The sequence below is a fragment of the uncultured Arthrobacter sp. genome, assembly GCF_947495145.1.
Lineage (GTDB): Bacteria > Actinomycetota > Actinomycetes > Actinomycetales > Micrococcaceae > Arthrobacter_D.
On record NZ_CANLXP010000015.1, the window covers coordinates 37,983 to 64,004 of the forward strand.

The 26,022-nt window shown below is 65.0% G+C and carries 22 protein-coding genes; 13 read left to right on the forward strand and 9 right to left on the reverse strand.

What is annotated here, in order from left to right:
* The first annotated feature begins 98 nt into the window (after positions 1-98).
* The gene (gene malQ / locus Q0877_RS11870; protein WP_299168049.1) at positions 99-2,171 is read left to right on the forward strand and encodes a 4-alpha-glucanotransferase; all 2,073 of its coding nucleotides are present in this window, start codon (positions 99-101) and stop codon (positions 2,169-2,171) included.
* 153 nt (positions 2,172-2,324) lie between these two features.
* Positions 2,325-3,707: an OFA family MFS transporter gene (locus Q0877_RS11875; RefSeq protein ID WP_299168051.1), complete on the forward strand. Its 1,383-nt coding sequence runs from the start codon at positions 2,325-2,327 to the stop codon at positions 3,705-3,707.
* 243 nt (positions 3,708-3,950) lie between these two features.
* On the opposite strand, the gene Q0877_RS11880 is transcribed toward Q0877_RS11875, so the two are convergent.
* A complete protein-coding gene (locus Q0877_RS11880; protein WP_299168053.1) occupies positions 3,951-5,432 on the reverse strand; it encodes a glyceraldehyde-3-phosphate dehydrogenase in 1,482 nt (493 codons plus the stop codon).
* A gap of 320 nt (positions 5,433-5,752) precedes the next feature.
* Between Q0877_RS11880 and Q0877_RS11885 the strand changes: the two genes are divergently transcribed.
* The 7 genes from Q0877_RS11885 (at position 5,753) to Q0877_RS11915 (ending at position 12,090) form a co-directional block, all read left to right on the forward strand.
* Positions 5,753-7,099: a sensor histidine kinase gene (locus tag Q0877_RS11885; RefSeq protein ID WP_299168056.1), complete on the forward strand. Its 1,347-nt coding sequence runs from the start codon at positions 5,753-5,755 to the stop codon at positions 7,097-7,099.
* 42 nt (positions 7,100-7,141) lie between these two features.
* Positions 7,142-7,840: a response regulator transcription factor gene (locus Q0877_RS11890; protein ID WP_299168058.1), complete on the forward strand. Its 699-nt coding sequence runs from the start codon at positions 7,142-7,144 to the stop codon at positions 7,838-7,840.
* Between the two features lie 81 nt (positions 7,841-7,921).
* Positions 7,922-8,803, forward strand: coding sequence for an ABC transporter ATP-binding protein (locus Q0877_RS11895; RefSeq protein ID WP_299168060.1), 882 nt, complete (start codon positions 7,922-7,924; stop codon positions 8,801-8,803).
* Complete coding sequence (locus tag Q0877_RS11900) at positions 8,800-10,047, forward strand: ABC transporter permease (protein WP_299168063.1); 1,248 nt, start codon at positions 8,800-8,802, stop codon at positions 10,045-10,047. Before Q0877_RS11895 ends, Q0877_RS11900 begins: the two co-directional genes overlap by 4 nt.
* Before the next feature lie 169 nt (positions 10,048-10,216).
* Positions 10,217-10,498 (forward strand): antitoxin, encoded by a 282-nt coding sequence (locus tag Q0877_RS11905; protein ID WP_299168065.1) that lies wholly within the window; start codon positions 10,217-10,219, stop codon positions 10,496-10,498.
* A 3-nt stretch (positions 10,499-10,501) separates the two neighbouring features.
* A complete protein-coding gene (locus tag Q0877_RS11910) occupies positions 10,502-10,996 on the forward strand; it encodes a DNA alkylation repair protein (protein ID WP_299168068.1) in 495 nt (164 codons plus the stop codon).
* A 56-nt stretch (positions 10,997-11,052) separates the two neighbouring features.
* Complete coding sequence (locus Q0877_RS11915) at positions 11,053-12,090, forward strand: isopenicillin N synthase family oxygenase (protein WP_299168071.1); 1,038 nt, start codon at positions 11,053-11,055, stop codon at positions 12,088-12,090.
* A gap of 12 nt (positions 12,091-12,102) precedes the next feature.
* Here Q0877_RS11915 and Q0877_RS11920 read toward each other — a convergent pair whose 3' ends face one another.
* Positions 12,103-13,014: a ribonuclease Z gene (locus Q0877_RS11920; protein WP_299168073.1), complete on the reverse strand. Its 912-nt coding sequence runs from the start codon at positions 13,012-13,014 to the stop codon at positions 12,103-12,105.
* Positions 13,015-13,032: 18 nt separating this feature from the next.
* Positions 13,033-13,434, reverse strand: a complete 402-nt coding sequence (locus Q0877_RS11925) for a VOC family protein (protein WP_299168075.1) — start codon at positions 13,432-13,434, stop codon at positions 13,033-13,035.
* 134 nt (positions 13,435-13,568) lie between these two features.
* On the opposite strand from Q0877_RS11925, the gene Q0877_RS11930 reads away from it, so the two are divergent.
* Entirely contained in the window at positions 13,569-13,841 is a 273-nt protein-coding gene (locus Q0877_RS11930; RefSeq protein ID WP_299168076.1) for a hypothetical protein, read from the forward strand.
* Here the strand turns inward: Q0877_RS11930 and Q0877_RS11935 are convergent.
* Positions 13,838-15,106 carry a multidrug effflux MFS transporter gene (locus Q0877_RS11935; protein ID WP_299168077.1) on the reverse strand — a complete coding sequence of 423 codons (1,269 nt, stop codon included), beginning with the start codon at positions 15,104-15,106 and terminating at the stop codon, positions 13,838-13,840. The two genes, Q0877_RS11930 and Q0877_RS11935, sit on opposite strands and share 4 nt — an antisense overlap.
* A gap of 90 nt (positions 15,107-15,196) precedes the next feature.
* Between Q0877_RS11935 and Q0877_RS11940 the strand changes: the two genes are divergently transcribed.
* Together Q0877_RS11940 and Q0877_RS11945 are read left to right on the forward strand one after the other, a co-directional pair.
* The gene (locus tag Q0877_RS11940; RefSeq protein ID WP_299168079.1) at positions 15,197-15,883 is read left to right on the forward strand and encodes an ABC transporter ATP-binding protein; all 687 of its coding nucleotides are present in this window, start codon (positions 15,197-15,199) and stop codon (positions 15,881-15,883) included.
* Positions 15,883-17,409 carry a DUF6297 family protein gene (locus Q0877_RS11945; RefSeq protein ID WP_299168082.1) on the forward strand — a complete coding sequence of 509 codons (1,527 nt, stop codon included), beginning with the start codon at positions 15,883-15,885 and terminating at the stop codon, positions 17,407-17,409. The genes Q0877_RS11940 and Q0877_RS11945 overlap by 1 nt, the downstream gene beginning before the upstream one ends.
* Positions 17,410-17,431: 22 nt before the next feature.
* Here the strand turns inward: Q0877_RS11945 and Q0877_RS11950 are convergent, their stop codons facing one another.
* The 4 genes from Q0877_RS11950 to Q0877_RS11965 form a co-directional block, all read right to left on the reverse strand.
* On the reverse strand, positions 17,432-17,755 hold the full coding sequence (locus Q0877_RS11950; RefSeq protein WP_299168083.1) for a hypothetical protein: 324 nt from the start codon (positions 17,753-17,755) through the stop codon (positions 17,432-17,434).
* 67 nt (positions 17,756-17,822) lie between these two features.
* Complete coding sequence (locus Q0877_RS11955; protein WP_299168119.1) at positions 17,823-19,721, reverse strand: ABC transporter ATP-binding protein; 1,899 nt, start codon at positions 19,719-19,721, stop codon at positions 17,823-17,825.
* 134 nt (positions 19,722-19,855) lie between these two features.
* Positions 19,856-21,589: an ABC transporter ATP-binding protein gene (locus Q0877_RS11960; RefSeq protein ID WP_299168084.1), complete on the reverse strand. Its 1,734-nt coding sequence runs from the start codon at positions 21,587-21,589 to the stop codon at positions 19,856-19,858.
* Between the two features lie 157 nt (positions 21,590-21,746).
* Entirely contained in the window at positions 21,747-23,198 is a 1,452-nt protein-coding gene (locus tag Q0877_RS11965) for a lipase maturation factor family protein (RefSeq protein WP_299168085.1), read from the reverse strand.
* A gap of 218 nt (positions 23,199-23,416) precedes the next feature.
* On the opposite strand from Q0877_RS11965, the gene Q0877_RS11970 reads away from it, so the two are divergent.
* Complete coding sequence (locus Q0877_RS11970; RefSeq protein WP_299168087.1) at positions 23,417-24,247, forward strand: hypothetical protein; 831 nt, start codon at positions 23,417-23,419, stop codon at positions 24,245-24,247.
* 89 nt (positions 24,248-24,336) lie between these two features.
* Here Q0877_RS11970 and Q0877_RS11975 read toward each other — a convergent pair whose 3' ends face one another.
* On the reverse strand, positions 24,337-26,013 hold the full coding sequence (locus Q0877_RS11975) for an alkaline phosphatase D family protein (protein WP_299168089.1): 1,677 nt from the start codon (positions 26,011-26,013) through the stop codon (positions 24,337-24,339).
* Between the last annotated feature and the right edge of the window lie 9 nt (positions 26,014-26,022).

Consider the following 26,022-nt stretch of genomic DNA (forward strand, 5'->3'; position numbering starts at 1 on the left):
AGGAAACGCGGCCCGACTACTTCGCCGAGAAACCAGTCCCGGTGGAGCGGGATCTCCCACGTCCAGCAGGAACTGAGCTGAACCAATAGATTAGGAAGATGGCTCAGCTCACACCTCTGGCGCAGCTCGCCGGGCAGCACCAGGTCGGAACCACCTTCAAAGGCTGGGACGGCACGCCGCAAACGGTCAGCGATGCAACCCTGACCGCGGTCCTTACCGCGCTGGGCGTTCCCTGCGCAGATGACGACGACGTCGCTTCCTCCCTTCGGGCGGCTGAACTTGCGCCGTGGCTGCGTACGCTGCCTCCCGCCGTCGTCGTTCGGGAGGGTGATCCCACCACGGTGCCGGTCAGTGTGCCGACCGGATCAACTCCCTCCGTCCGGATCGTGTTGGAAGACGGGACTGAACGGCCGCTGACAGTCGGGTCAGCACAGAAGCAGGACGTGGACGGAACGAGCGTCAGCCGGTTCACGGTGGAGATCCCGCTCGACCTCCCGCTCGGCTGGCACTCGCTTGTAGTGACTGACGGGTCTACCGAAACGCGTTGCGCGCTCGTTGGAACCCCGCGGAAACTCAGCACGGCCGATCGGCTGACCCGGACCTGGGGGCTCATGGCGCAGCTGTACTCGGTGCGGTCGCGGTCGTCGTGGGGTATCGGGGACCTCGATGACCTCGCGCGAGTCTCAGAAATTTCCGCCGCGAAGGGTGCGGGATTCGTGCTGATCAACCCGCTGCACGCCGCGCAGCCCAAGCCGCCTGTCGAGGCATCCCCCTACCTGCCGAGCACACGCCGGTTCTTCAATCCCATCTACCTTCGCGTTGAGAACATTGCCGAGTTCGACGGCCTTCCCGATGCCGACGCGAAGACCGTCCGCGACCTGGCTGCATCATTCAAGGCAGCTAACGGCAACGCGGAGGTTATCGAGCGCGATCCGAGCTACGCCGCCAAACTGCAGGCGCTCGAACTCGTCTTCGCCGTCCCGCGCCACCCTGAGCGGAACGAAGCGTTCCGGCGGTTCCGCTCCGAGGCCGGGCCGGGGCTGGAGAACTTCGCCCTGTGGTCCGCGCTCGCTGAAAAGCTCCCCGAGGGAGCCCGCGAGTGGAGCGACCCCGAGTTCCTTGAGGCGCAGCGAACCGAGCTCGAGGGGCGCATCGAGTTCCACGCCTGGCTGCAGTGGCTCTGCGACGAACAGCTCGAAGCAGCCCAGCACGCAGCGGCGGATGCCGGGATGAACCTCGGCATCATGCACGATCTCGCCGTGGGCGTCCACCCCGCCGGTGCTGACGCCTGGACCCTGCAGGATGTGCTGGCATCCGGCATCAGCGTCGGTGCCCCGCCGGACATGTTCAACCAGCAGGGCCAGGACTGGGCGCAGCCGCCGTGGCACCCGGAACGACTCGCGGAGTCCGGCTACGCGGCGTACCGTGACATGCTGCGAACCATCCTCCGCCATGCGGGCGGCATCCGGATCGACCACATCCTGGGCCTGTTCCGGCTGTGGTGGATTCCGCAGGGCTCCATGCCCGGCGACGGCGCCTACGTGTACTACGACCACGAGGCGCTCATCGGCATCCTCGCGCTTGAAGCGGAGCGGGCGGGCGCCGTCGTCGTCGGGGAGGACCTCGGAGTCTTCGAGCCGGGCGTGCAGGAGTACCTGGCCGAGCGCGGCGTGCTCGGCACCTCGATCCTGTGGTTTGAGTACGACGACGACGAGCCCCGCCCGGCGGAGCAGTACCGGACGGCGTGCCTCACCACTGTCACCACCCACGACCTTCCGCCAAGCGCGGGGTATCTCGCCGGCAGGCATGTGGAACTGCGCGAGCAACTCGGCTTGCTGGGCCGATCCGTGGAGGAGGAGAAGGCCGCCGACCGGGAAACCCAGGAGCAGGTGCTTTCGCTCGTCCGCTCCACGACCGGCACTGAGCCCGCCAGCGTCCAGGAGACGGTTGAAGCGATGCATTCCTTCATCGCGCGCACACCGTCGGTTCTCCTCGGCGTGGCGCTGACCGACGCGGTGGGGGAGGAACGCACCCAGAACCAGCCGGGAACCACAGCCGAGCAGTATCCCAACTGGCAGATTCCGCTGGCAGGACCGGACGGCGTCGTGCTCATTGAAGACCTGCCCGGCTCTGCCCGGTTCGATTCGCTGGTGCGCGCTGTCCAGCGATAAGGGGCGGCTCTACCGCTTATCGCGCAGAAATGACCGTTCGGCGCACGCCGGTTATGTTTGCCTCAGGCAATATGTGACCTCATGCACAATGTTCCATGGTGGGGGCCGAGCGGACGACGCCGTCCATACGCGCAAGGGAGAGGCATTCAGTTCATGAGCTGGCTCGATAGGGAACACACAATTGCTCCACCCGGATTCAACCGATGGCTGATCCCGCCCGCGGCGCTCGCCGTGCATCTGTGCATCGGGCAGGCCTACGCCACCAGTGTCTACAAGACGGCACTCGTGGAGCACTTTGACGCGAGCCTGACCGAGATCGGCCTGATCTTCTCCATCGCCATCGTGATGCTCGGATTGTCCGCAGCGGTGATGGGCACCTGGGTGGACCGCAACGGGCCGCGTAAAGCCATGTTCACCTCTGCGATGTTCTGGGTGAGCGGCTTTCTGGTCGGCGCCCTCGGCATTTTCACCAACCAGCTCTGGCTGGTGTACCTCGGTTACGGCGTGATCGGTGGAATCGGGCTGGGCATCGGCTACATCTCGCCCGTTTCAACGCTGATCAAGTGGTTCCCCGACCGGCCCGGCCTCGCTACCGGTATGGCCATCATGGGCTTCGGCGGCGGCGCGCTGATCGCGAGCCCGCTTTCCACGCAGCTGCTGAGGATGTTCGACCCTGATTCCGGCACGGACGGTTGGGTAGCGAGCGGCGAAGCCGTCGGCATGCTCTTTGTGACCCTCGCGGTCATCTACCTCATCTACATGGTCTTCGGAGCCTTCACCATCAAGGTTCCCGCTGCCGATTGGCGGCCGGACGGCTTCGATCCGAGCACCCTGAAGTCCAAGGCACTGGTCACCAGCGACAACGTCTCCGCGAAGAACGCCATTCGTACCAAGCAGTTCTGGCTGATCTGGATCGCGCTGTTCTGCAACGTGACCGCGGGAATCGGCATTCTTGAACAGGCCGCACCGATGATCCAGGACTTCTTCCGACAGGCAGACGGCGCCAGCGCGGTGTCCGCGGCTGTAGCGGGCGGCTTCGTGGGCCTGCTGTCCATCGGCAACATGGCCGGCCGCTTCGGATGGTCAACCCTGTCCGACCACATTGGCCGCAAGCGCATCTATATGGTCTACCTCGGCGTCGGCGCGGTGCTGTATACAGTGCTTGCTCTCGCCGGATCCTCCACCACGGTGCTCTACGTGCTGCTGGCCTTCGTGATCATCTCCTTCTACGGCGGCGGCTTCTCCACCGTGCCCGCGTACCTCCGCGATCTCTTCGGCACCTTTGAGGTGGGCGCGATCCATGGCCGCCTCCTGACCGCCTGGTCGGCCGCCGGCATTGCCGGGCCGCTGATCGTGAACGGGTTCCTCGATGCAAGGGGCACCCCGGGAGAGCTTGTTGCTGCCGATTACCAGCCGGCCCTGCTGACCATGGTTGGCCTGCTGATCATCGGATTTATCGCCAACCTGATGATCAAGTCCGTGGATTCAAGCTTCCACGAACCCAAGAAGACCGCCGAACCCGCAATGGAGGCATGAGATGGAAATCAGCAAGGCTCGACTGACCGTCGTGTGGGCACTGGTGGCGGTGCCCCTGGCCTACGGAATCTTCACAACCCTCACCCGGGTGGCCGCGCTCTTCACCGGCTAGCTGCAATTACAACCGCAGAAGCGCCGGTGAGTGGCAGGATCGTGGGGACATCCCCACGATCGCGTCACTGACCGGCGCTTCTGCGCAGCGGCTGAACGCTCGCCGCCGAAGGCGACCGCAGCGCGCGGAAGCTAAACGCTCGCGGCAAGCTCCGCCGTCGGGATGGCTTCCTTCGCGGGGAACGACGGCGCGTGCACGCCTGCCATCTCCTCCATCACGCGCACGACCTGGCAGCTGTAGCCGAACTCGTTGTCATACCAGACGTAGAGCACCAGGTTCTTGTCGTTGCAGATGGTGGCGAGGCCGTCGACCGTGCCGGAGCGGCGCGAGCCCACGAAGTCGGTGGAGACGACGTCCGGGGAATCGATGTAGTCCAGTTGCTTGCGCAGGTCGGAGTGCAGCGACATCTCGCGGAGGAAGTCGTTGACGTCGTCCTTTGTCGTTTCGTTCTCGAGTGACAGGTTCAGGATCGCGATCGAGACGTCCGGGGTAGGCACGCGGATGGAACTGCCGGTGAGCTTGCCCTGCAGCTCGGGCAGTGCCTTGGCCACGGCCTTGGCCGCACCGGTCTCCGTGATGACCATGTTCAGGGCAGCGGAGCGTCCGCGGCGGTCGCCCTTGTGAAAGTTGTCGATCAGGTTCTGGTCATTGGTGAACGAGTGCACCGTCTCCACATGCCCGTGCACCACGCCGAACTCGTCATTGATTGCCTTGAGGACCGGGGTGATGGCGTTGGTGGTGCACGATGCCGCGGTGATGATGCGGTCATCCGCGGCGATGTCCGTGTGGTTGATGCCGTGGACGATGTTCTTCAGGGAGCCCTTGCCCGGCGCGGTCAGGAGGACCTTCGCAACGCCTTTACTCTGCAGGTGCTGGCTGAGGCCATCCTCGTCACGCCACCGGCCGGTGTTGTCGACAACCAGCGCGTTGTTGATGCCGTAGGCGGTGTAGTCGATGGTGGTCGGGTCATTCGAGTAGATGACCTGAATGCTTACACCGTTGGCTGTGATGGTGTTGGTTTCCTCGTCCACCTGGATGCTGCCCTCGAAGGAGCCGTGCACCGAGTCACGGCGCAGCAGGCTGCCGCGCTTCATGAGGTCGTTTTCAGCCCCCTTGCGCACTACTATCGCCCGCAGGCAGAGGCCGTGCCCGCCGCCTGCCTTCTCGATCAACAACCGGGCCACCAGGCGGCCGATGCGCCCGAAACCGTAGAGAACGACGTCGGTGCTCGTCCTTGCGTCCGCGCCGCGCTTTCCGACGACGTCGGCAAGTTCCGTCCGGAGGAACTCCTCCAGGGAGGCACCGGCGCCGTCCGTCCGGTATTTCTGTGCGAGGCGGGCAACGTCAATCGACGCTGCTCCGAGGTTCAACTCTGCGAGGGTGCGCAGCAGGGGAGCGGTCTCTTCGAGGAGCAGCTCTTCCTTGCTCATGCGCCGTGCAAACCGATGGGCCTTCAAAATGCCCATGGTGGACTTGTTGATGAGGCTGCGCCCATGGATGCTGGTAACCACGTTGTTCTCGCGGTAGAGGCGGCCGATGACGGGAATCATCCCCTCGGCGAGAGCCTCCCGGCTCATCCAGGTGTCGCGGGTGACGGAAGGGTTGTGATCCACGATGATCAGGTCCTCTCTCTCGCCGGGTTGTCCGGCGTTTGCCGCGAAGCTTCCAGGGTGGGAGTGCGGCAGTTCAGTTGATCGGTTCGCCGCACAGATCCGCGCGACGTTGACGTCGGCAGCCCGGATGCGGTGATGCAGCTAGGATAGCCGCCGCTTCCGGCAGCTGATAACGCCCGCGGGCAATCTGTGACGAACGGCATAAGTTCTTCGGCCCGTAGCCGCTCATCCGTTGGGATTAGACCTTGCGGCGGAGCCGGTTTGTCGGTGCCGCTCGCTACACTGACGCAGGAACAATCCGGAGGGTGCTGTACGTCGTCATGCTGAACATACTCAATCGCCTCACACCCGGAATGGAGGCCGAGGAAAGCCGGTGGGAGCGGCCCGGCCCTACTGCCGAGCAGCTGCGCAGGGACGTGACCGGCGTCGTGGTCTTCTTCCTGGTCAGCGCAGTGACGCTTGAGCTGAGCCGCGGAGTCGGGGCCATGGCGGAGGAGCGCAGCCCTATCTGGCTGCAGCACGCCGTGCTTGCGCTGATGATCTTCCCCCTGGTGTTCAGGCGGCGTTTCCCGGTTGCGGTGATGCTGGTGATGTCGGCGCTCTTCATCATCCTCAGTCTCTGGATTCCGGCGCTTTCGCTGCAACTTTCCTACCAGGTGGCGTACTTCGCGTCGCTTTACTCGGCGGTGGCCTGGGCGAAAGACCGCAGGGTGTTGTGGCTCGGAACCACGGTTGTGGTGGTCGCCATGACGTTGTGGCTGATCCTTTCGCTGACCGTTTCGAACACGTATGACGGGCTGCTGGAGCAGGTTTCCGAGGGAGACGAGACGTGGCGGGGCATTCTCGACACGCTGACCTCTGCAGCGCTCTACAACTTCATCGTGAACTTCGCGTACTTCGGCGGTGCCATCCTGGCGGGCATGTCGTCCTGGCGCAACGCACTCCAACGCACACAGTTGGCCGAACAGGCAGCACAGATCGCCCGGCAATCGGCGGAACTCGCACGCCGTGCGGTCATCGAAGAGCGCCTGCGGATCGCCCGTGAACTGCACGACGTCGTCGCCCATCACGTGTCCGTCATCGGAGTCCAGGCGGGAGCGGCGCGTCGGGTGATGGACCGTAAGCCGGAGGTCGCCGCGGAATCGCTGCGCACCATCGAACAGGCCAGCCGCCAGGCCGTCACGGACATGCGCAATCTCCTCGGCGTGCTGCGCTCGGAGGCGGCAACACAGGACACGGATGACGACGGCGGGCGCCATCCGGAGCCCGGACTCGCCGATATTGAGGTGCTGGCCAAGAGCGAACTGGACGGTGGCCTTGATGTCGCCTTCGCGCGGGTGGAGGACGCACCAGGGGCTCTCGATGAGGTATCGGCACCGCTGGCGCTGTCCCTGTACCGGACGGCCCAGGAATCCCTCACCAATGTCCGACGGCATTCGACTGCGTCCGCTGCGGTCATGACCCTGCGCACGTGGTGCACGGACGGGGAGCGCTGGGTAGAGCTGGAGACCGTGGACAACGGCAGGCCCAGGCAGCACGTGGAGGCAGGCTCCGGGTACGGATTACAGGGCATTCGCGAACGCGCCGCGCTGCACCGGGGGACGGTGGAAATCGGGCCGCGCTCGGACGGCGGCTGGCGTGTTCGTGCTCGTTTCCTGCTGCACTAGACCCGTCCCTTCCTCCAGCGAAACTTCCCGAGAAAGAACGCAATGAACAAGATTCGAGTGCTGCTCGCCGATGACCAGGGACTGGTTCGCGCCGGCTTCGCAACGATGCTCTCCATCGAGGACGACATCGAGGTGGTGGGCCAGGTAACCAATGGGCAGGAAGCAGTGGACTTCGTGGCCGCCAACGACGTCGACATCATCCTCATGGACGTGCAGATGCCAGTGCTGGACGGAATCCGGGCTACCGAACAGATCACGGCGGCGGGCCGGGGGAAAGTCATCATCCTCACCACCTTCGAACGCGATGACTACCTCTTCGACGCAATCCGCGGCGGCGCGAGCGGGTTCCTGCTCAAGAACGCCGATCCGGAGGACCTCGTCGCGGCAGTGCAGGCTGTTGCCGGCGGGTATGCGCTGCTTGCCCCGGAGGTTACCCTCCGCGTCATCGAGCGCTTCGCGGACCAGCTCGGCAGCCAGGCTCCGGCGCAGGCGGATAAGCAGCCCAGCCCGCACCAGCAACGTCAGCAGACCCTCCTCGCGACACTGACCCAGCGGGAAAAGGAGGTCCTGGAGTGTATGGCTTCTGGGCTGAGCAACGCCGAGCTGGCCCGGAAGCTCTATCTTGCCGAAGCCACCGTGAAATCCCACGTCTCCTCCCTGCTCGCCAAGATCCAGGTCCGGGACCGGGTGCAGGCTGTCGTCTTCGCCTATGAGAGCGGGCTCATCCGTCCGGGGGAATGAAGGTTCCGCCTTACGGCTCATCCGCCCCGCACCCGGCTTGCCTACTGTTGATGACAGAAGGATCAAACGGGAGGAAACCCAATGCTGCAGGTGCAGAACCTGACCCGGCGTTTCGGCGAGAACACCGCCGTCGACGACGTTAGTTTCACAGTTCCCTCGGGGAAAATGACCGGTTTCGTGGGGGCCAACGGCGCTGGCAAAACCACGACCATGCGCATGATCATGGGCGTGCTCACCGCGCATGCGGGCAGCGTCCTCGTGGACGGCCGCCCGGTCACGGCAGACGACCGCGCCACGTTCGGGTACATGCCGGAAGAACGCGGCCTCTACCCGAAACAGCCCATCCTCGATCAGCTCGTCTACCTGGGCCAACTGCACCGGATGAGCCAGACCGATGCCCGGTCCCGCGCACAGGACCTGCTGGAGCGGTTCCAGCTCGGCGACCGCGGAAAGGACAAGCTGGAGTCCCTGTCACTCGGCAACCAGCAGCGGGTGCAGATTGCGGCGTCACTCCTGCACCGGCCCTCGGTCCTCGTTCTCGACGAACCGTTCTCCGGGCTCGACCCCATTGCGGTGGACTCCATGGTGGACCTCCTCCGCGAGCACACGGCTCAGGGCGTCCCCGTCCTCTTCTCCAGCCACCAGCTCGACCTCGTGGACCGTCTCTGCGACAACCTGGTGGTACTGCAGAAGGGCCGACTGGTGGCTGCCGGCACCGGCGATGAACTCCGCGCTACCGCTCCCCGCCGTCACAGGCTGACCGTCTCACCCGACGCCGGCTGGGTCCGGGAGGAAACCGCCGTAAAGGTCATCGACGTCGCCGGCCAGGACGCCGTCGTCGAGCTGGAACACGACGACGACGCGCAGCGGCTCCTTGCCGCCGCCATGGCGCGGGGAAGCGTGCAGGAGTTCAGCAGGATCAGGCCAAGCCTGAGCGAAATCTACCGGGGGGTATCCCAGTGAGCACCGAAACCAGGCACCAACAAAAACAGCAGCTGCAGCAGGAGCCGCCGTCGTCGTCCCCATCAGGGCGCAACGGGCAGCCGGCCTGGCTGATCGTCACGCTGCGTGAGGTCATGGTCAAGGCGAAGGACCGCGGGTTCGCGATCTCCACGATTGTGACGCTGGTGCTGATTGTCGCCGGCGTCGTGTTCAACGCCTACATGTCCAGCCGCGGTGAGGATTTCACAGTGGCGATAACTTCGGAGGCGGGACAGTCGGTCGTCGCGCTCGCAGACGAGGAAGGCCGGGCCGACGACGGCAACACCACCTTCTCGGCGATTGTCGCCGAGTCGGAGGAAGCAGCGCTCGAGGAGGTCCGGGCAGAGGAAGCCGATGCGGCACTCATCCGGGGCGACGACGGCAGTTGGACTCTGACGGGCAAGAACGAGGTTTCCAGGGGGCTGAACACCGGAATCGGTGCGTCGCTGGAGGCGTACATGCTGGAAACCAACGCGGCCGCGGCCGGAACGTCCCCGGAGGAGCTGCTCGCCGGTTCTGAGCTGGAGGAGTCGCTGCTTGAGGGCAGTGCGGAGAACCAGGCCGTGGCAGATGTTGCCGGGTTTGCCTTCAGTTTCCTGTTCTATATGGCGTCCATCATCTTCGGAATGGCTATCGCCAATTCGGTGGTGGAGGAGAAGCAGAACCGGGTGGTGGAGATTCTCGCCACGGCGATACCCGTCCGGCAGCTGTTGTACGGGAAGGTGCTCGGCAACACGGTCCTGGCCATGGTGCAGCTCGCGTTGTATGGCGGCGCGGCTCTGCTGGCCCTGAACCTGACCGGTACGGCGGACCTCGTGGGAAGCATCATCCCTGCCTCGGGCTGGTTCCTCGTGTTCTTCCTGTTCGGGTTCCTGATCCTCGCGTCCATCTGGGCGGTGCTGGGTTCCCTGGCAAGCCGGCCGGAGGACCTGTCGAGCAATTCCACGCCGGTCATGGTCCTCATCTTCGCGGCGCTGGGTGCGGGGTTGTTTGCCTCCGGGCAGCTGCTGGTGGTCGCGTCCTACATGCCGGTGGTGTCATCGGTGGCAATGCCGATCCGCATGCTGAACTCGGAAGTGGCACTGTGGGAGCCGATCCTGTCACTGGGAATCGCGCTGGCTGCGGCATTCGCGCTCCTTTACCTCGGCGAGAAGATCTACCGCCGGGCCATCATGCAGAGCGGCGGTGCGCTGTCACTGCGCAAGGCCATGAAGCTGGAGCAGTAAAACCCCTTCGCAAAGACGGCCCGCAGGGGCAGGAACGCCGGTTCGAATCGGCGTTCCTGCACCTGCGGGCCGTTTCTGCTTTCCGCGCGGGCCGATTGCGGGGACAATTCCCGGTAGGACCACGTTGGTAGTCACAGGACACCCAAACACGTGAAAGAAGGAATTGGTCATGGCTTCATTCGGATCGCTCGGCAAAATTGCAATGGGACTTGCGCGTAACCCCAAGGTCAGGGAGGCCCTGAACAGCCCCAAGTCCAGGGAAATGGGCAGCAAGGTGGTGGATCGGGTCGCCGAGGCTGCTGATAAAGCCACCAAGGGCAAGCACCAGGACAAGATCCAGAACGCCCGCGGCCAGGCGCAGAAGCACCTCGGCGGTCCCGGCGACGGACCGCAGGCCCCCGGGAGTGGCCCGCAGGCCCCCGGAGGTAGCCCCGAAAATCCACGCCTCTGATCCTTGAGTGAGGCAGCGGACTTCATTGATGCCGCGCTCCAGCGTGAAGCGTCGTGGGAGCGGGCCGATTTCCTGAACGCGCTCGACGACGGGCTGCGCTACTACGGTGCTTCGGTTGGCGCCGTCCGGGGCGCCGTTCGTGATGCCCGCCGCAAATTCAGGCATCTGACACACGATGAGGTGGCCTTCCTCAGCTCCGAGCTCTGGGGAATTTCACCGGCTTTCGAGCGGCGACTCGCTGCAGTGGTCCTTTTGCAGTCGAGCGTTGCACTGCTCCGGAACAGTGATCTGACGAGGATTGAAGGTTTCCTGCGGAGTTCGCAGACAGAATCGCTGGCGGGTCCACTCGCGGCCGACGTCGTCGGGCCAATGATTGCACGCCTCACCGGGCACGACAGACTGAAGGCGATCACCGTCGTCGACCGTTGGGCGCAGGATCAGGAGCCCATGCTGCGCCGGGCCGCGGAAGTGGTCCGGCAGTCCCTTCCGTCTGAATGAAACATTGCGTCATAAAGAGAAGTATCAGGTAGGGGTGCTCGCGTTAGGCTCCATCAATGACGCATACCCAGCGATCGATTCCCGTGCTCGATCTCAGCACAGCCCGCCGCCCCGACGGCTCTTTCGACCAGGACTTCATCGAGCAGCTGCGCGAAGCCGCCCATGCCGTGGGGTTCTTCCAGATCATCAACTACGGCGCTGCTTCCTCCCAGGTGGATGACCTGTTCAGTGGGATGAAGGATTTCTTTGACCTACCGGTGGAGGAGCGGCTCGCCCTCGACAACCGCAACTCCCCGCACTTCCGCGGTTATGCCCGTCTCGGTACCGAGGTGACGCGTGGCCGTGCTGATTCCCGCGAGCAGATCGACTTCTCCCCGGAGCGCGAGCCGGTCCCCGACTACCCGGTGGACCAGCCGTACTGGCTGCTTCAGGGGCCCAACCAGTGGCCGGAAGAAAACCCCCCGGAGCTCGAAAGCCGGGCGATGGAATGGGCTGCCCTGATGTCCGGGGTCGGTGCGGAGCTACTGTCGGCGATCGCCGTTGCACTGGGCCAGCCGGAGGATCACTTCGCGGACCTCTTCGAGGCCACGCCGGCCTGGATGGCCAAGCTCGTGCACTACGTCGGCGGGCTCGAGGGTGCTGGCAGCCAGGGCGTCGGACTCCATGCCGACTACGGCTTTGTGACGCTGCTCCTGCAGGACGAGGTGGGCGGGCTTGAGGTGCTGCCGCCCGGCACGGACACCCCGATTCCTGTCGAGCCCATTCCGGGGGCACTGGTGGTGAACCTGGGCGAGATGCTGGAGGTGGCCACCGGAGGCTACCTTGCAGCGACCATCCATCAGGTGCAGGCGCCGCCGCCCGGCGTGGACCGCTACTCGGTCCCGTTCTTCTGGTCGCCCCGTCTTGACGCCGTCGTCCAGCCCGTTCCGCTGCCGCCCGAGCTGCAAGCTGCCGCCCGCGGGATCTCGGATGACCCGGACAACCCCATGCTGTCCTCCTACGGGATGAACGTGCTCAAGGGGCGGGTACGTGCCCACCCCGATGTTGCCGAACTGCACCATCCCGGGCTGGGGAAGGTTCTGTCGCAGCGCTGAGTCGGCAGGAGGCTAGGGCAGCAAGCGGCGCTTGGGAAGCGAGATGCGGTCCAGGTCGTTGGCGACGATCACGTGAGTGCCGCCGCTGGCACCTTCACCGACGACGACGGCAGCACCCGCCTCCTCCGCCAGCACCCCGACATCCGGGTAGCGTGACGAAAAGTGTGTAAGCACCAGCGTTCGTGCGTGTCCGTTCGCAGCCAGCGTGCCTGCCTGCCCCGCGGTGAGGTGCAGGTACTCGGCGGCGAGGCCGGCGTCGTCGTCGCTGAAGGTGGATTCGGCGACCAAAAGGTCGGCGTCCTCGGCGAGCGCCTCGGCGCCCTCGCACTCAGCCGTGTCCATGACGAAGGCGAAGCTTTGGCCGGGCCTCGGCATGCTGACGTCCTCGAGGGCCGTGTCGCCGATCCGCCCCTCACGTTGCAGGCGGCCCACGTCGGGACCCTTGATTCCAGCGGCAGCAAGACGCTCAGGAAGCAGGCTTCGTGACGACGGTTCGGTGAGCCGGTACCCGTAGGCCTCGATCCGGTGCCGCAACGGTTGCACTTCGAGTCCGTCGGCGATGGCGCCGGCGGATCCGTGTGGGTGGAGCCGCAGGTCCAGGCCCGGCGTCGCGAGGGAGACGAGTGCCCGGACCGCTTCCTCGCCGGACGCGGGGTAGTGGAGGTGCACGGGGTGGGTGACGCCGTCGAGCACCATGCGGGACAGTACTCCCGGGAGACCGAAGCAGTGGTCGCCGTGCAGGTGTGTCAGGCAGATGCGGCTGACGCTGGAAGCACTGACGCCGGCGTAGGTCATCTGCCGCTGGGTGCCCTCACCCGGATCGAAGAGCAGCCCCTCGCCGTCCCAACGGAGGAGGTACCCGTTGTGATTGCGGGTCCGGGTGGGAACCTGGGAGGCGGTGCCGAGGATCACGAGTTCGCGCATGGTGTCGAGTCTGCCCGCTCACCCCTCGGGTTCGTAGCCGATGAGCCAGTGGAGCCCGTGACGGTCGATGACCTGCCCGTCGGACGCGCCCCACGGTTTGGACGCGAGCGGATCGACCACGGTGCCGCCGTCAGCCAGCTTGTCGAACCAGTCGTGGAGAACAGCCGGTTCGGCTGTCCCCAGCAACGAGAGCATCATGCCCTCGAACCGGACGCTCTTGTCGCCGGGTCCTGCATCCGAACCTGCCAAAGCAACGGTGCCGTTGAGCGTTCCGTGGGCTATGGCATGGGGAGTTCCCTCGCTTCTACCGAAGTCCTCGTGAGTGTGCAGGGAAAGCTCTCCTCCGAAGACACCGGCGTAGAAGCTCAAAGCCTCACGCGCAGTGCCCGGGAAACTGACGTAGATCTGGGGTGCTGTCATTGGCAAAGCTTACAAAGTGCACGCCCGCTGCGTAGCGATCCGCCCGGAAATGTCGGGCATTTCCACAGGGACAAGGGTGCCGCTTGAGCTGTAACGTTGGCGCATCAAGCGTGAATGACCGCAGGAGGAAAATCATGGACAGCGAAGTAGACGACCACCAGAATCCTGTGCAGGACGGTCTTCAGAACGCGCATAGCCCCATCTCGCGGGATCCCGAGCGTACCGATGATGAGCGGGCGGAGGATCGAGCAGCAGATAAGGCCGAGGATGCAGCCGCGGATGAAGCTGAAAGTGAGGCGGAGGGCACTGCCGAGGGCGTCAGCGAAGCACCCGGTCCTGCCGAGGATGAGGACAACGAGGGCGACGACGACCGAGACCTCACGACGGACACCAGTCCCAGCGATTAGGGTTGGGCGGCGGCTTGTTCCTCCGGCACGTCGAACACACGCCAGCCGCCCCTGCGAAAGACGGGAGTGCCAAGCAGCAGTACGACGACGGTGAGCGCCACGGTGCCGAGCATGACAAGCGCCATGGACCTGGCGTCACCGCCGAGCAGCCCCACAAGCGGGCTCACGATTCCTGCGACCCCGGACTGCAGCGCGCCGATCACTGCTGCTGCCGTACCCGCCATATGCCCGTAGGAGTTCAACGCCAGTACCGATGCATTGGCCGGAATCATGCCCTGCGTACCGAGAACGAGCCACAGGGCTGCACACAGGCCGATGACACCGCCGAAGCCCGTTGCCGCCACTGCCACCAGAACCAGCGCGAACACGAGCTGCGCAACTGACGCCGCGCGCAGCAGCCTGGCGGGCGCGACCCTCCGGACCAGCGAGGCGTTCAGCTGAGCCGAGAGCACCAACGCCACACCGTTCAGCGCGAACACCAGCGCGAACTGGCCCTGGCTGAGGCCGTACTGGTTTTGGAACACGAAGGGTGAACCCACCACATAGCTCATGATGACGCCGAGTCCCAGCCCGGGAATCACGGCGAGTGACATGAAGCGAACGTTCCGAAGCAGCTGCCAGTACCCGCCGGCCACATGGCGGATGTGGGCGGGCCGGCGTCGTTCATTGGGAAGCGTTTCCGGCATGAACCGCCAGACAATCACCACGAGGGCAACGCCGATCAGCGCCAGTGCATAGAACACCGCGCGCCACTGCCACAGGCCGGCGATGGCTTGCCCCACGGTCGGAGCGAATAGCGGCGCGACGCCGATCACCAGCATGAGGCGCGAAAGCAGCCGTGCGGCGTCGGATCCGACGAACCGGTCGCGGATGACCGCGATGGCGACGACGGCGGCAGCCGCGTTGAAGAAGCCCTGCAGCACCCGCAGCACAATGAGCGTGCCGATATCGGGGGCGATCGAGCAAAGCAGCGAGATGACCACGTGCAGCGTGATCCCGACGATGAGCGGCAGCCGCCGCCCGAAGCGGTCTGACAGCGGACCGATCACCAGCTGCCCCACGCCGCCGCCCAAAAGCATGCCCGACAGCGTGAACTGCACGGCTGCCTGGCTCGCCTGCAGATCCTCCGCCACCGCAGGAAGCGAAGGCAGGTACATGTCGGTGGTGACGGCCGGCAGCGCAGCGAGTGCGCCCAGCATCAGGATGTACTTGATCCCGGGAACATACCGAGGAGTTTGAGCCTGGGACGCAGGCGGGTTGGTCACCTGATCAACTGTAAACCGATTCCCGGCCGAGTGTCGGGGGAGTTGAAACGTTACGGGACCGCCGCTCTGCCGTCCCGATAGGGTTGGAGGGTGACTTCACGGGGGACTGTCCTGGAGGCCGAGCGCCTCGTCGTCGGCTACGCGGGTGCGCCGGTCTGCGGCGAGATTTCAGTGGCCGTCGGTGCAGGGGAGATCCTCGGCGTCGTCGGTTTCAATGGAGCGGGCAAGTCGACGGCCGCCCGCACGCTCGCCGGCCGGCAGCTCCCCATCTCGGGGGATGTGAAAGTCCACGGGCTGTTGGCAAATCCCGACGCCGTTGCCTTCCGCAGGGAGGTATCCGCCGTTTTCGATGAGGACCTGTTCTTCCCGTCCCTCACTGTCCGCGAACATTTGCTGCTGGTCGCCCGCGGCCATTCCCTCCCTGATCCTGAGGCGCAGGTGGAGGAGGAGTTGAGTTTCTTCGGCCTTCAAGAGCGGGCCGATGTTGTACCTGAGTCGCTCTCGTCCGGTCAGCGTCGGCGCACTCTGCTTGCTGCCGGTTTGATGCGGCCGGCCTCGTTGCTCATCCTCGACGAGCCCGAGCAGCGGCTCGACCCGGTGATGCGCGAAGCGCTGGGCAGGCGCATCCGTTTGCTGGCCGCGGGCGGTACGGCCGTGGTGCTCGTGACGCATGACCCGCAGCTGCTCCTGGACACGGCGACGTCCTGTCTTGTCATCGATGACGAGGTGACGGTTACCGCTCCGGATGCCGCAGCGGCCATTATCGCGGGCGCCTGATGAGCACTGCCACCGCGGTGGGCTCCGCTGATCGAGCTGGGGAGATTGTCCGGTTCACCCGACGATCGGCCCGCCGTTACAACCGCGCCAGGACTTCCCTGCCGGACCTGTTCGTCGACGTCTATGTCAGCGTTCTCGCTCTCGGCTGCGCGGTTGCCCTCGCGGTGTCCTTCGTGCTTGCGCTGCGCGGCGAATTCGCCCAGCGCTCCACCACGGACAGCGGCCTCATCGCCGACCCGGTACTCGTCCTGCCCAGCCAGGCGCTGGAGGTTCTGCTGACGTTCGCGGCGCTCACCGCCGTCGTCGTGCTTGGCCGGAGGCTTGGACCGCTTGCGGTTGGTGGGCCGGAGAGTACGTGGTGGCTCTCCCTGCCGGTGGATCGGCGGCCCATGGTGTGGGGTCCGTTCCTGAGACGGACGGTGCTTGCCGGTGTGGGCGCAGCAGTTGCCTACACGCCGGTCAGCATTTTGAGTGCGCTGGAACGGACTCCTCCTACGCATGCGTTTGCCGCCGCGACTTTCGGGCTGGCCGTCGCCGCGACGCTGGGTGTAGCCGCGTTGTTGCAGCAACGTCCGGGCGCGGTCGGGTTGAAGGTCACGGCCGCCGTCCTCGTGGTTGGCGGTGCGCTTGCCGTAGTGCTGGTGCCATCGGTCTGGACCGCGAGCGCCGGGCTGGTGCTGGCCGTGGCACTCCTGGCGTTCGTTTCACCGCGCGCCGGTTTCATCCCGGGCGCGGAGCTGACCCGCGCCGGAGCGGTCTCGGGGCACGTTGGATCGTCACTGTATTTCATGGACTCGAACGAGCTGCTGCGCGCCGTCCGAGCTGAGTCCCGTACCGCGCACCGCCGCGGTGCACGGTTTTTCGCCCGGCGCACGAGCCGTCCGTTCACGGCTTTGCTGCGCGCCGACGTCGTTGCTTTCCTGCGTCTGCATCCCACACCGACGACGGCGGTGCTCTGGCTGATGGCGTGTGTCGCCGTGATGCTGGTGGACGGCGGTTTGCCGGTGTTCGTGCAGCTTGGAGCCGTCGTTATTGCCGGATGTGCCGTGGCGTCCGGATTCGGGGCTGTCGCGCGGAAAGCAGCGCTTGTGCCGGAACTCGATGGGCTGGTGCCGGTCGGGCCGGCGCTGGTCCGGGCGAGCCGCTCCTTCATGCCTGCCGTCGCCATGGCGCTGTGGATGATGGTGCTCTGCGGGGTGCTGGTTCTCCTCGGGGCAGCTGGGCCGATGCTGATCCTGCTTGCGGCGCTGTCCGGCGTCGGGATGGGTGCCGGCTCGGTTCGCGGCGCTACCCGACCGGCCACGGACTGGTCAGCGCCGCCGGTTGAGACGCCGTTCGGTCCGGTTCCGCGCGCTCAGCTGGCGTCCTTGCTGCGGGGCGTGGACGTGACGGTGCTGAGTCTGATGCCCGTGGCCCTCACGCTGTATCTGGGCGTGGTGGCCCTGCCGGTGCTTGTGGTGCAGGGGGTGATCAGCGCAGTGGTGTTCCTGGTGGTTGCGATGACCAATCCGCACGGGAACAGCTAGCACCCCGGCAACCGGCGCTAGGTCAGAGCGATCCGCCCGTTCCCGCCTGCCCCTGGACACCGGCGCCGGGGAACTGATGCGGGTTCTGGGGGCGGTCATCGTCGAAGGGTTTGCCGTCTGACTCCTCGCCGTACGTACGGGCACGGTTCAAATCCCTCTTCCGCGACTGCATCCCGAGGAAGAACATCAGGGCACCTTCGAGCAGAAGGAAGGCCCCGACTGCCGCGAGGAACCAGTCCAGTCCGCTTGCTGTGCCGTTGATGATGCTGCTGAGCGGCACAAGCAACAGGAAGGCACCGGCGAGCAGCGACGTGCCGCCCGTCAGGAAAAGTTTGGTGTAGGTCATGACGTTCCCCCTTGGATAGTCATAGTCCATTCAAACAGCCGATACCGAGATGGGGAACCCCGACGGCCTAGACGGGATCCGCCGCCGCTGCGAATTGCGACATGTAGAGGCGGTAATAGGCTCCCTGCGCCTCGAGGAGCTGGGCGTGGCTGCCCTGCTCCACGATCCGGCCGTCCTCCATCACGAGGATGATGTCGGCATCGCGGATGGTGGACAAGCGGTGGGCGATGACGAAGCTGGTCCTGTCGGTGCGCAGCGCCGCCATTGCGTGCTGCACCAGCAGCTCGGTCCGGGTGTCCACGGAGCTGGTGGCCTCGTCAAGGATCAGCAGAGACGGGCTGGCGAGGAACGCGCGGGCAATGGTGATCAGCTGCTTCTCACCTGCGCTGACGTTGTTGCCCTCTTCGTCGATGACGGTGTCGTAACCTTCCGGCAGCGCCCGCACAAAGCGGTCCACGAAGGTCGCTTTCGCCGCCTGCATCACCTGCTCCTCGGTGGCATCCAGGTTGCCGTAGCGGATGTTCTCGTAGATCGACCCGCCGAAGAGCCATGCATCCTGCAGCACCATGCCTACCCTGGAGCGCAACTCTGCACGGCTGATTCGGGTGATATCCACGCCGTCCAGGGTGATGCGACCGGAATTGAGCTCGTAGAACCGCATCACGAGATTCACCAGCGTGGTTTTGCCGGCACCGGTCGGACCCACGATCGCCACCGTCTCGCCCGGCTTCGCGGCGAAGGATAGATCCTCGATCAACGGCCGGTCGGGCGTGTAGCTGAAGGTGACGTGCTCAAACTCGACGTGGCCGTCCGTCTTCGCGGGCAGCGCGGCTGTGGCCGTGTCCGGATCCTGTTCTTCGGCATCGAGCAGCTCGAACACCCGTTCCGCCGAGGCGACACCCGACTGCAGCATGTTGGCCATGCCCGCCATCTGGCTCAGTGGCTGGTTGAACTCCCGGGAGTACTGGATGAACGCCGTCGCCTCACCGAGGGTCATCGACCCGGAGGCCACGCGCAGGCCGCCGACTACCGCGATCCCGACGTAGGACAGGTAGGAGATGAACTGCATCACCGGCATGATCATTCCCGACACAAACTGGGCACCGAATGATGCCTTGTAGAGGTCCTCGTTCTTCTGGTCGAACTGCTCCAGCGACTCCTTCTCCCTGCCGAATACCCGAACCAGGTCGTGGCCGCTGAACGATTCCTCGATGTGCCCGTTCAGCTGGCCCGTGTTCTTCCACTGCTCAGCAAACAGCTTCTGGCTGCGAACCCCGATCAAACCCGCCCCGAGAGCTGACAACGGCAGCGCAATCAGCGCGATGAGTGCAAGCTGCCACGAGACCACGAACATCATCACCGTGATACCAATCAGGCTCAGCGCTGACATGATGAGCTGTGCGAAAGCCTGCTGCAGCGCCTGCTGGACGTTGTCGACGTCGTTGGTTACGCGGGAGAGCAGGTCACCGCGTTGGCGCGTATCAAAGTAGTTCAGCGGGAGCCGGTTCAGCTTGGCCTCGACGTCGCGGCGCAGGTTGTAGACCACCCGCATGACGACCTTGTTCAGCAGGTACCCCTGCAGCCACATGAAGACCGATGACACCAGGTACATACCGAGCACAAGCAGGATGAGCCGGCCCAGCAGGGTGAAGTCGATGCCCGCACCGGGCGTCAGCTCCATGCCCGAAAGCATGTCGGCGAACTGGTCCTGTCCTTCTGCACGGAGCCCTTCGATCACCTGTTGCTGGTTGGCGCCGTCGGGAAGGTTGCTGCTGATGACACCGCTGAAGATGACATCCATGGCGCTGCCGAGCACGCGCGGCGCAATGACATTGAGGACGACGGCGATCACTACCATCGCGAGCACCACCACGATGGCGGTTCTCTCCGGTGCCAACAGGCTGAAAAGCCGCTTGGCGGAGGGCCAGAAATGCTTGGCCTTCTTCGCCGGGGTGCCGCCAAACATGTCCCCGTCAGCTTCGGAGGGCCGGAACTCCTCGTCGAGCACCTGTGCCTCGGCGTCTGCCGCAGCGCCGGGTGTGGGTGCGACCACGGGGTCGATGGTCCTGTCTTCGTCCGGACGGAGGTCCTTCTTAGTGCTCATGCCACCTCCTCCGCCGTTGTCTGTGATTCAACGATTTCCTGGTAGGTCGGCGAGGTCTCCAGCAGTTTCTCATGGGTGCCACGGGCGACAATCTCGCCGTTTTCCATCACGAGGATCTGGTCCGCGTCGGTGATGGTAGTGACGCGCTGCGCCACGATGATCACTGTGGCGTCCCTGGTTTTCGATTTCAGGGCGGCTCGCAACCGCGAGTCGGTGGTGACATCCAGGGCGGAGAACGAGTCATCGAACAGGTACACCTTCGGCTTGGCCACCAGCGCCCGTGCGATGCAAAGCCGCTGGCGCTGCCCGCCTGAAACGTTGGTGCCGCCCTGCGACACCGGTGCCTGCAACTCGTGGTCCTTGGCGCGGACGAAATCCGCTGCCTGGGCGACTGTGAGCGCTTCCCAGAGGTCGTCGTCGTGCGCGTTCGGGTTTCCAAACCGCAGGTTGTGCGCAACGGTGCCCGAGAAAAGGTAGGGGCGCTGCGGCACCAGGGCTACCCGGTCGGTGATGTCAGTGCGGGCCATGTCGGTAACCGGCACGCCGTCCAGCAGAACCTGGCCGCTGCCGACGTCGAACAGCCGGGGCAGCATGGAGATCAGCGTGCTCTTGCCGGCGCCGGTGCTTCCCACAATGGCGGTGGTCTGTCCGGGCTGCGCGGTGAAGCTGATGTTGCTGAGCACGGGTGCCTCCGCGCCCGGGTAGGCAAAGGAGACGTTCCGGAACTCGACTACGCCGGCCTTGGAGGCGGGCTGCAGCGGCGTTTCCGTTTCATGGATGGAAGGATCGATGTCCAGCACTTCACCGATGCGTTCAGCGCAGACGGACGCGCGGGGAATCATCATGGCCATGAAGGTGCCCATCATGACGGCCACGAGTATCTGGAGCAGGTATTGCAGGAAGGCGGTGAGCGCGCCCACTTCCATCTCTCCGGCTGCGACCCGGATGCCGCCGAACCACAGCACCGCGGCGGTGGCGAGGTGGAGGATCATTCCGATGGCCGGGAACATGAGGACAAAGAGGGAGCCAACGGCGAGTGAGACGTCCGTGAGTTCCCGGTTTGCCCTGCCGAAGCGTTGGGCCTCGTAGGGCTCCCGGACGAACGCGCGGACCACGCGGATGCCGGTGATCTGTTCCCGCAGCACGCCGTTGATCTTGTCGATTTTGACCTGCATGGTGCGGAACAACGGCATCAGCCGCCAGACCAGGAAGCCGACGACGACGAACAGCGCCGGCACGGACACCCAGACCAGCCACGAGAGCGCCGGCTCTTCGCGCAGCGCCATGAAGATGCCGCCGATGCACATGATCGGCGCGGCGACCATGAAGTTCAGGCCCATCAACACGAGCATCTGCACTTGCTGTACGTCATTGGTTCCGCGCGTGATGAGGCTGGGCGCTCCGAAGTGGCTGACCTCCCGCGCCGAGTACCCGGACACGCGGTGGAACACACTCTTGCGGAGGTCGCGGCCCAGTGCCATGGCTGCCTTGGAGCCGAAGTAGACGGCTGCAATCGCTGCGGCTACCTGGATGAGGCTGACCCAGAGCATCACCATGCCGATGTCCCAGATGTACTCGGTGTCGCCCTGGGCAACGCCTTCATCGATGATCTGCGCGTTCAGGCTGGGCAGAAAGAGGGCAGCGATGGTCGAGGCCAGTTGCAGCACAACGACTGCGAGAACAAGCGGGGCGTAGGGCCGCAGGTACGTGCGGACCAGGGTAATCAGCATGGAGCCGGTTCCTCGAATAGTGGACTGAAATGTTGGGGTGATCAGCTGAGGCGGTGTCCGGTGTTGAGGTGGATGTACGCGTTGAGCCGGAAGAACCGCACTTCAGGTTAGTCCTGAGCGGCCGTCACGGCATCAGCCGAAAGGAGGATCCTGCACCTCAACGTCGCTGGCCGGCTTTCAGTGACACCGGGTCCACGAGCGTTCCGGCTTCTTCCCGCATCCACACCAGACCCGTCGCACGCTTCTCTTCGTGCGTGGAGAAGCGGTACCGGAACATGCGAGCACGCACGTAGCGGGGAGGCTCACCGCCGAACGGATCGTGTCGCAGGAGCTTCAAAGTCTTCGGATCCGCCTGCAGGAGTTTCACCAGCAGCGGAGTGAACCAGCCGCCGTCGGACCCGAGCGCCAGGAACCACATGAGCCAGTCGAGGCGCAGGTGGTAGGGCGCGTACTGGCGCGGAATGCGGCTGGGATCACCCGGCTTGCCTCGAAACTCGTACTCCTGCCAGCGGGAGGAGGCTGCGCCGTCGTGCTCTACATCGTCCTTCGTTCCTTCGATGATCACCTCGTAACGGACCTTGGTCACGCTGCCGAACGCACCGTACGCGTTGACCAGGTGGAACCGGTTGAAGCTGGCGTTCATCAGCTGCCGCTTGGCGAAGAGATTCCGTAGCGGCTGCCAGCTCAGGTAGGCGATGAAGACGGTCAGAAGTACGACGACGGCGGCGAACCAGGCCGGCGTCGTGCTGTAAGTGGGTGCGATGGTGAAGCCCACGGCTTCGTAGAAGGAGTCCGGCACCGCTCCGAAGGTGAGGACGATGGTGATCCAGTTGAGCCAGGCGAAGTTGCCGGAGATCACCAGCCAGCCCTGGGTGACGATGATGATGACCGCCGCCCATCCGGCGATCGGCTGCGGCGCGAAGAGGAAGAACGGCACCACCAGCTGGGTGAAGTGGTTTCCTGCAACTTCCATCCGGTGCATCGGCTTCGGGAGCAGGTGGAAGAAGCGGCTCGCCGGATTCGGCATGGGCTGGGTTTCGTGGTGGTAGTAAAGGGCTGTGAGGTCGCGCCAGGACCGGTCGCCGCGCATCTTGATCATCCCCGCGCCGAACTCCAGCCGGAACACGAGCCACCGGATCACCAGCAGTACCAGGAACGGCGGCGCCACCTCGTTTGAGCCGAGGAAGGCCACCAGGAACCCGGCTTCGAGGAGCAGGCTTTCCCAGCCGAAGCCGTAGAACACCTGGCCGATGTTCACGATCGACAGGTAGAGCCCCCAGAGAATCAGAAACGCGAGCAGCGGGAGCCACGGCGGGCCGGTCTGCGGAAGCCCGAGAACGAGCAACGCCGCAATGACGACGCCGACCCAGCAGACGGCAAGTAACATCCGGTCCGAGTAACGCCACCGGAACAGCGTGGGGCCGGTGCGTTTTCCGGCCCGTTCAATGAACCGCGGCGCGGGCAGGAGCCCGTTCTCGCCGAGCAGTGCCGGGAATTGGTTGATGGCGGAAATGAACGCCACCAGGTAGATGGCGGCTACCCCGCGCTGGAGGATCTGCCGCCCCACTTCGTACCCCTCGGCGTCGAGCACGCCGCTCAACCACTCCATGCGTCAACGAAACTCCTGCGGGGCGGGAGCGTCAAGGGCTTCGGGTGACGCGACGTGCTGTGCGGTGTACTTGCGACGCGACGCGACGCAGGCGCTCGCCGCTCGGCGATAGCGTACGCGCCATGCGATAGCATTCAACCGCTATCCGATGGCTGAAGTGCTATCGGCAACTTGGTCTGTGCACCGGCGTACGGCCGTAGCTGAATTTGGGGGACTTCATGAAGGCATCGTTGGCAACTTCGTGCGTACTCGGAGCAGCGTTGCTGCTGACCGGCTGCAGCGGCGGCTCCGGTGAGGAGCCGGAAGCTGGGCGAGCGAGCGCGAGCGCCGCGGCTTCGGGTCAGTCCACTGAGAGCGCGGCGCCGGCAACCACCAGCGCGGCGCCGGCACCCACCAGCGCGACGCCGGCACCTGCCTCCTCGTCGGCGGCTGCGGCACCCGCGAACGTTGAGGCGCCAAGTAAGGCAGAACTAGAAGCGAGAGTGACAGCGTTGTCCGATGCCCTCGGGGACCCTTTCCAGCTCGTCTCTGCCGAGCAGGCTGCCGCGGGACTCGAAATTGTGCAGTCGGCGATGGAGGGCGCCGATATTCAGCCGGCCGAGTGCAAGGACCACGCGACCGGGAATGCTGCAGCATCGGGGGACTTGGCAGCTGGAGCGGTCAGCGGTGTAGGAGCTGCTGACGAATCGGGCGGCTACCTGGCTGTGGTCCTGATGGACGGATCAACGGAGGATGCGGTTCAGCAGGGGTTCAACATCAGCCGCGAGGCGCTCGAGAAGTGCGCTGAGGTGACCGCGACCATTCAGGGCAACACCATCACCTCCATCACGGAGGAGGTGCCGCTGGACCGCATCGGCGAGGAGTCCTTTGCCCTTCGCGTGACTCAGGAGCTGGCCGGGCAGCCGGTCTTCCACAACCTCTCGGTTACAGCGCGGGGCAATGGAGTGATCGTGAACGTGCAGGCGATGAGCCAGGGCGAGCTCGATGGCATCACCCAGGACCAGCTCGCCGACCTTGCGGCTCAGCTGCTGGAGCCGGCGGGTTCATAGCCTCCCGGTCACACTGCGTTACCGATGTGGGCGCCCGATAAGCGTTCGGGCACGCGATAGGGGTTCACCGCTACCGGATGGCTGAAGTGCTATCGCGAGTGAGCATCCGTTGCCTCAACCGGGTGCGGCGCGATGGTGATCGAGGTGACTTCCTGCAGCGTCGGGGCGGCATGATGCCCGCCACTGACGACGCCGGTGTCCCACCGCAGCTTCAACCCCTCCGCCGTGACCTCCAGGCTTGCGATGTTGTTGTCGAACCAGGGCTTCTTCAGGGTGGACCAGTGGAACGGCGGGTGCGGAACGAAGCGCGCCAGGACGCCGCCAAGCGGACCGGCCACCCGGGTCGACATCAGCGCCGCAACCCAGCGCAGCGCCGGCCGTAGCGGATTCCGAATCGGAGAACACACGGCTTGCAGCACACGCGACTGCATGGGGTGATCCACCTCCTCGATATAGGAGAAATGGACGTCACCGGACAGGAAGGTCACCGTTTCCGGAGCCGTGCCGCGCTTCCCTGTTGCAACCTCCGTGGCCATGGTTGCGACGGCGCGGAAGCTCTCGGGGAACGCCGCCCAGTGCTCCAGGTCGATGGCCTGCCGAATCCACTCACCGACGGCGGCGAGGCGTTCACCCCAGCGGCCGTCGGCGAGCACAGCGTTCCAGTCCTCGATGTGATGGAGCCCCCGCGGAAGCAGGAACGGCAGGGACGTGGCCACGAGCAGATGCCGCCGGTCCCCACGCATCCGCTCGTCGAGCCACTGCAGTTCCTTGCGGTCGAGCATGGAGCGCTGCCCAGGCTGAAGCACTCGTGCTGCCCGTGAATCGAGGACGATCAGGCGGGTGTCGCCGAAGTCGCGGCAGAAGCTCCAGCGGTAACGCTCAGGGTCCCGGTCCGCTTCCTCCACGACCGCCTCGAGTAATGGGCTGAGCTCAAGTTCGCCAGGCCCTTGATGGGACCGGATTGCCTGCCAGATTTCGTCAGCCGCGCGTTCGTCCGGCGAGAGGTTGCCGAGGTGCTGGTATACCCAGTAGGACGCCAGGCCGGAGACGATGCGGTCCCGCCACCAGGGAATCGTTGCAACTTTCTTCTTCCATAGCAGCGACGAGTTCCAGTCGTCCCGGATGTCGTGATCATCGAAGATCATGGCGCTCGGCAAAGTCGACAGCAACCACCGGATGGCCGGACCGGACCACGCAATCCGGTAGATCTGCGTGTATTCCTCGTAATCGCGCAGTTCAGCATCCAGCTTGGTGGAGATGCCGCGGTCATCCCGAATGAATTGCAGCATCTCGTCGCTCGGGAGGTCCGCGTACACCTGGTCACCCAAAAATGCTATGAGATCGGGCCGCGCCGCCTCGTTCTGCGTCGCGAGATCGAGGGCGAACGCCAGCAGGGAATCAACGCCATGCGACTTGTGCGCCGCAAGGTCATTCACTTCGCTTGTCCTGCAGGAGCCGTAGGTGAGCCGGAAAGGACGCTCCGGCTCAAGGGTCCGGATGGTCGGCGCTGGGAACGGCGAATCTTCCTCCGGCCACACCCGCTGTCCGTCGATCTCCACTGTGTACGGCGAGCTGGATCCCGGCTCAAGACCCTCAACCTCAACCAGGGCGTAGTGGTGTCCGTGCGCCGAGAAGGTGACCGCTTCCCATTTGCGGCCGGCAGCGCTGACCCGTACCCGTGCAGTTTCGCGCGTTTCCACCCACACGCTTGCCGTCGTTTCGTCGACATACCGAAGCATGGGACCGAGTATCAGCGAGCTTTCCATACCTCAGTT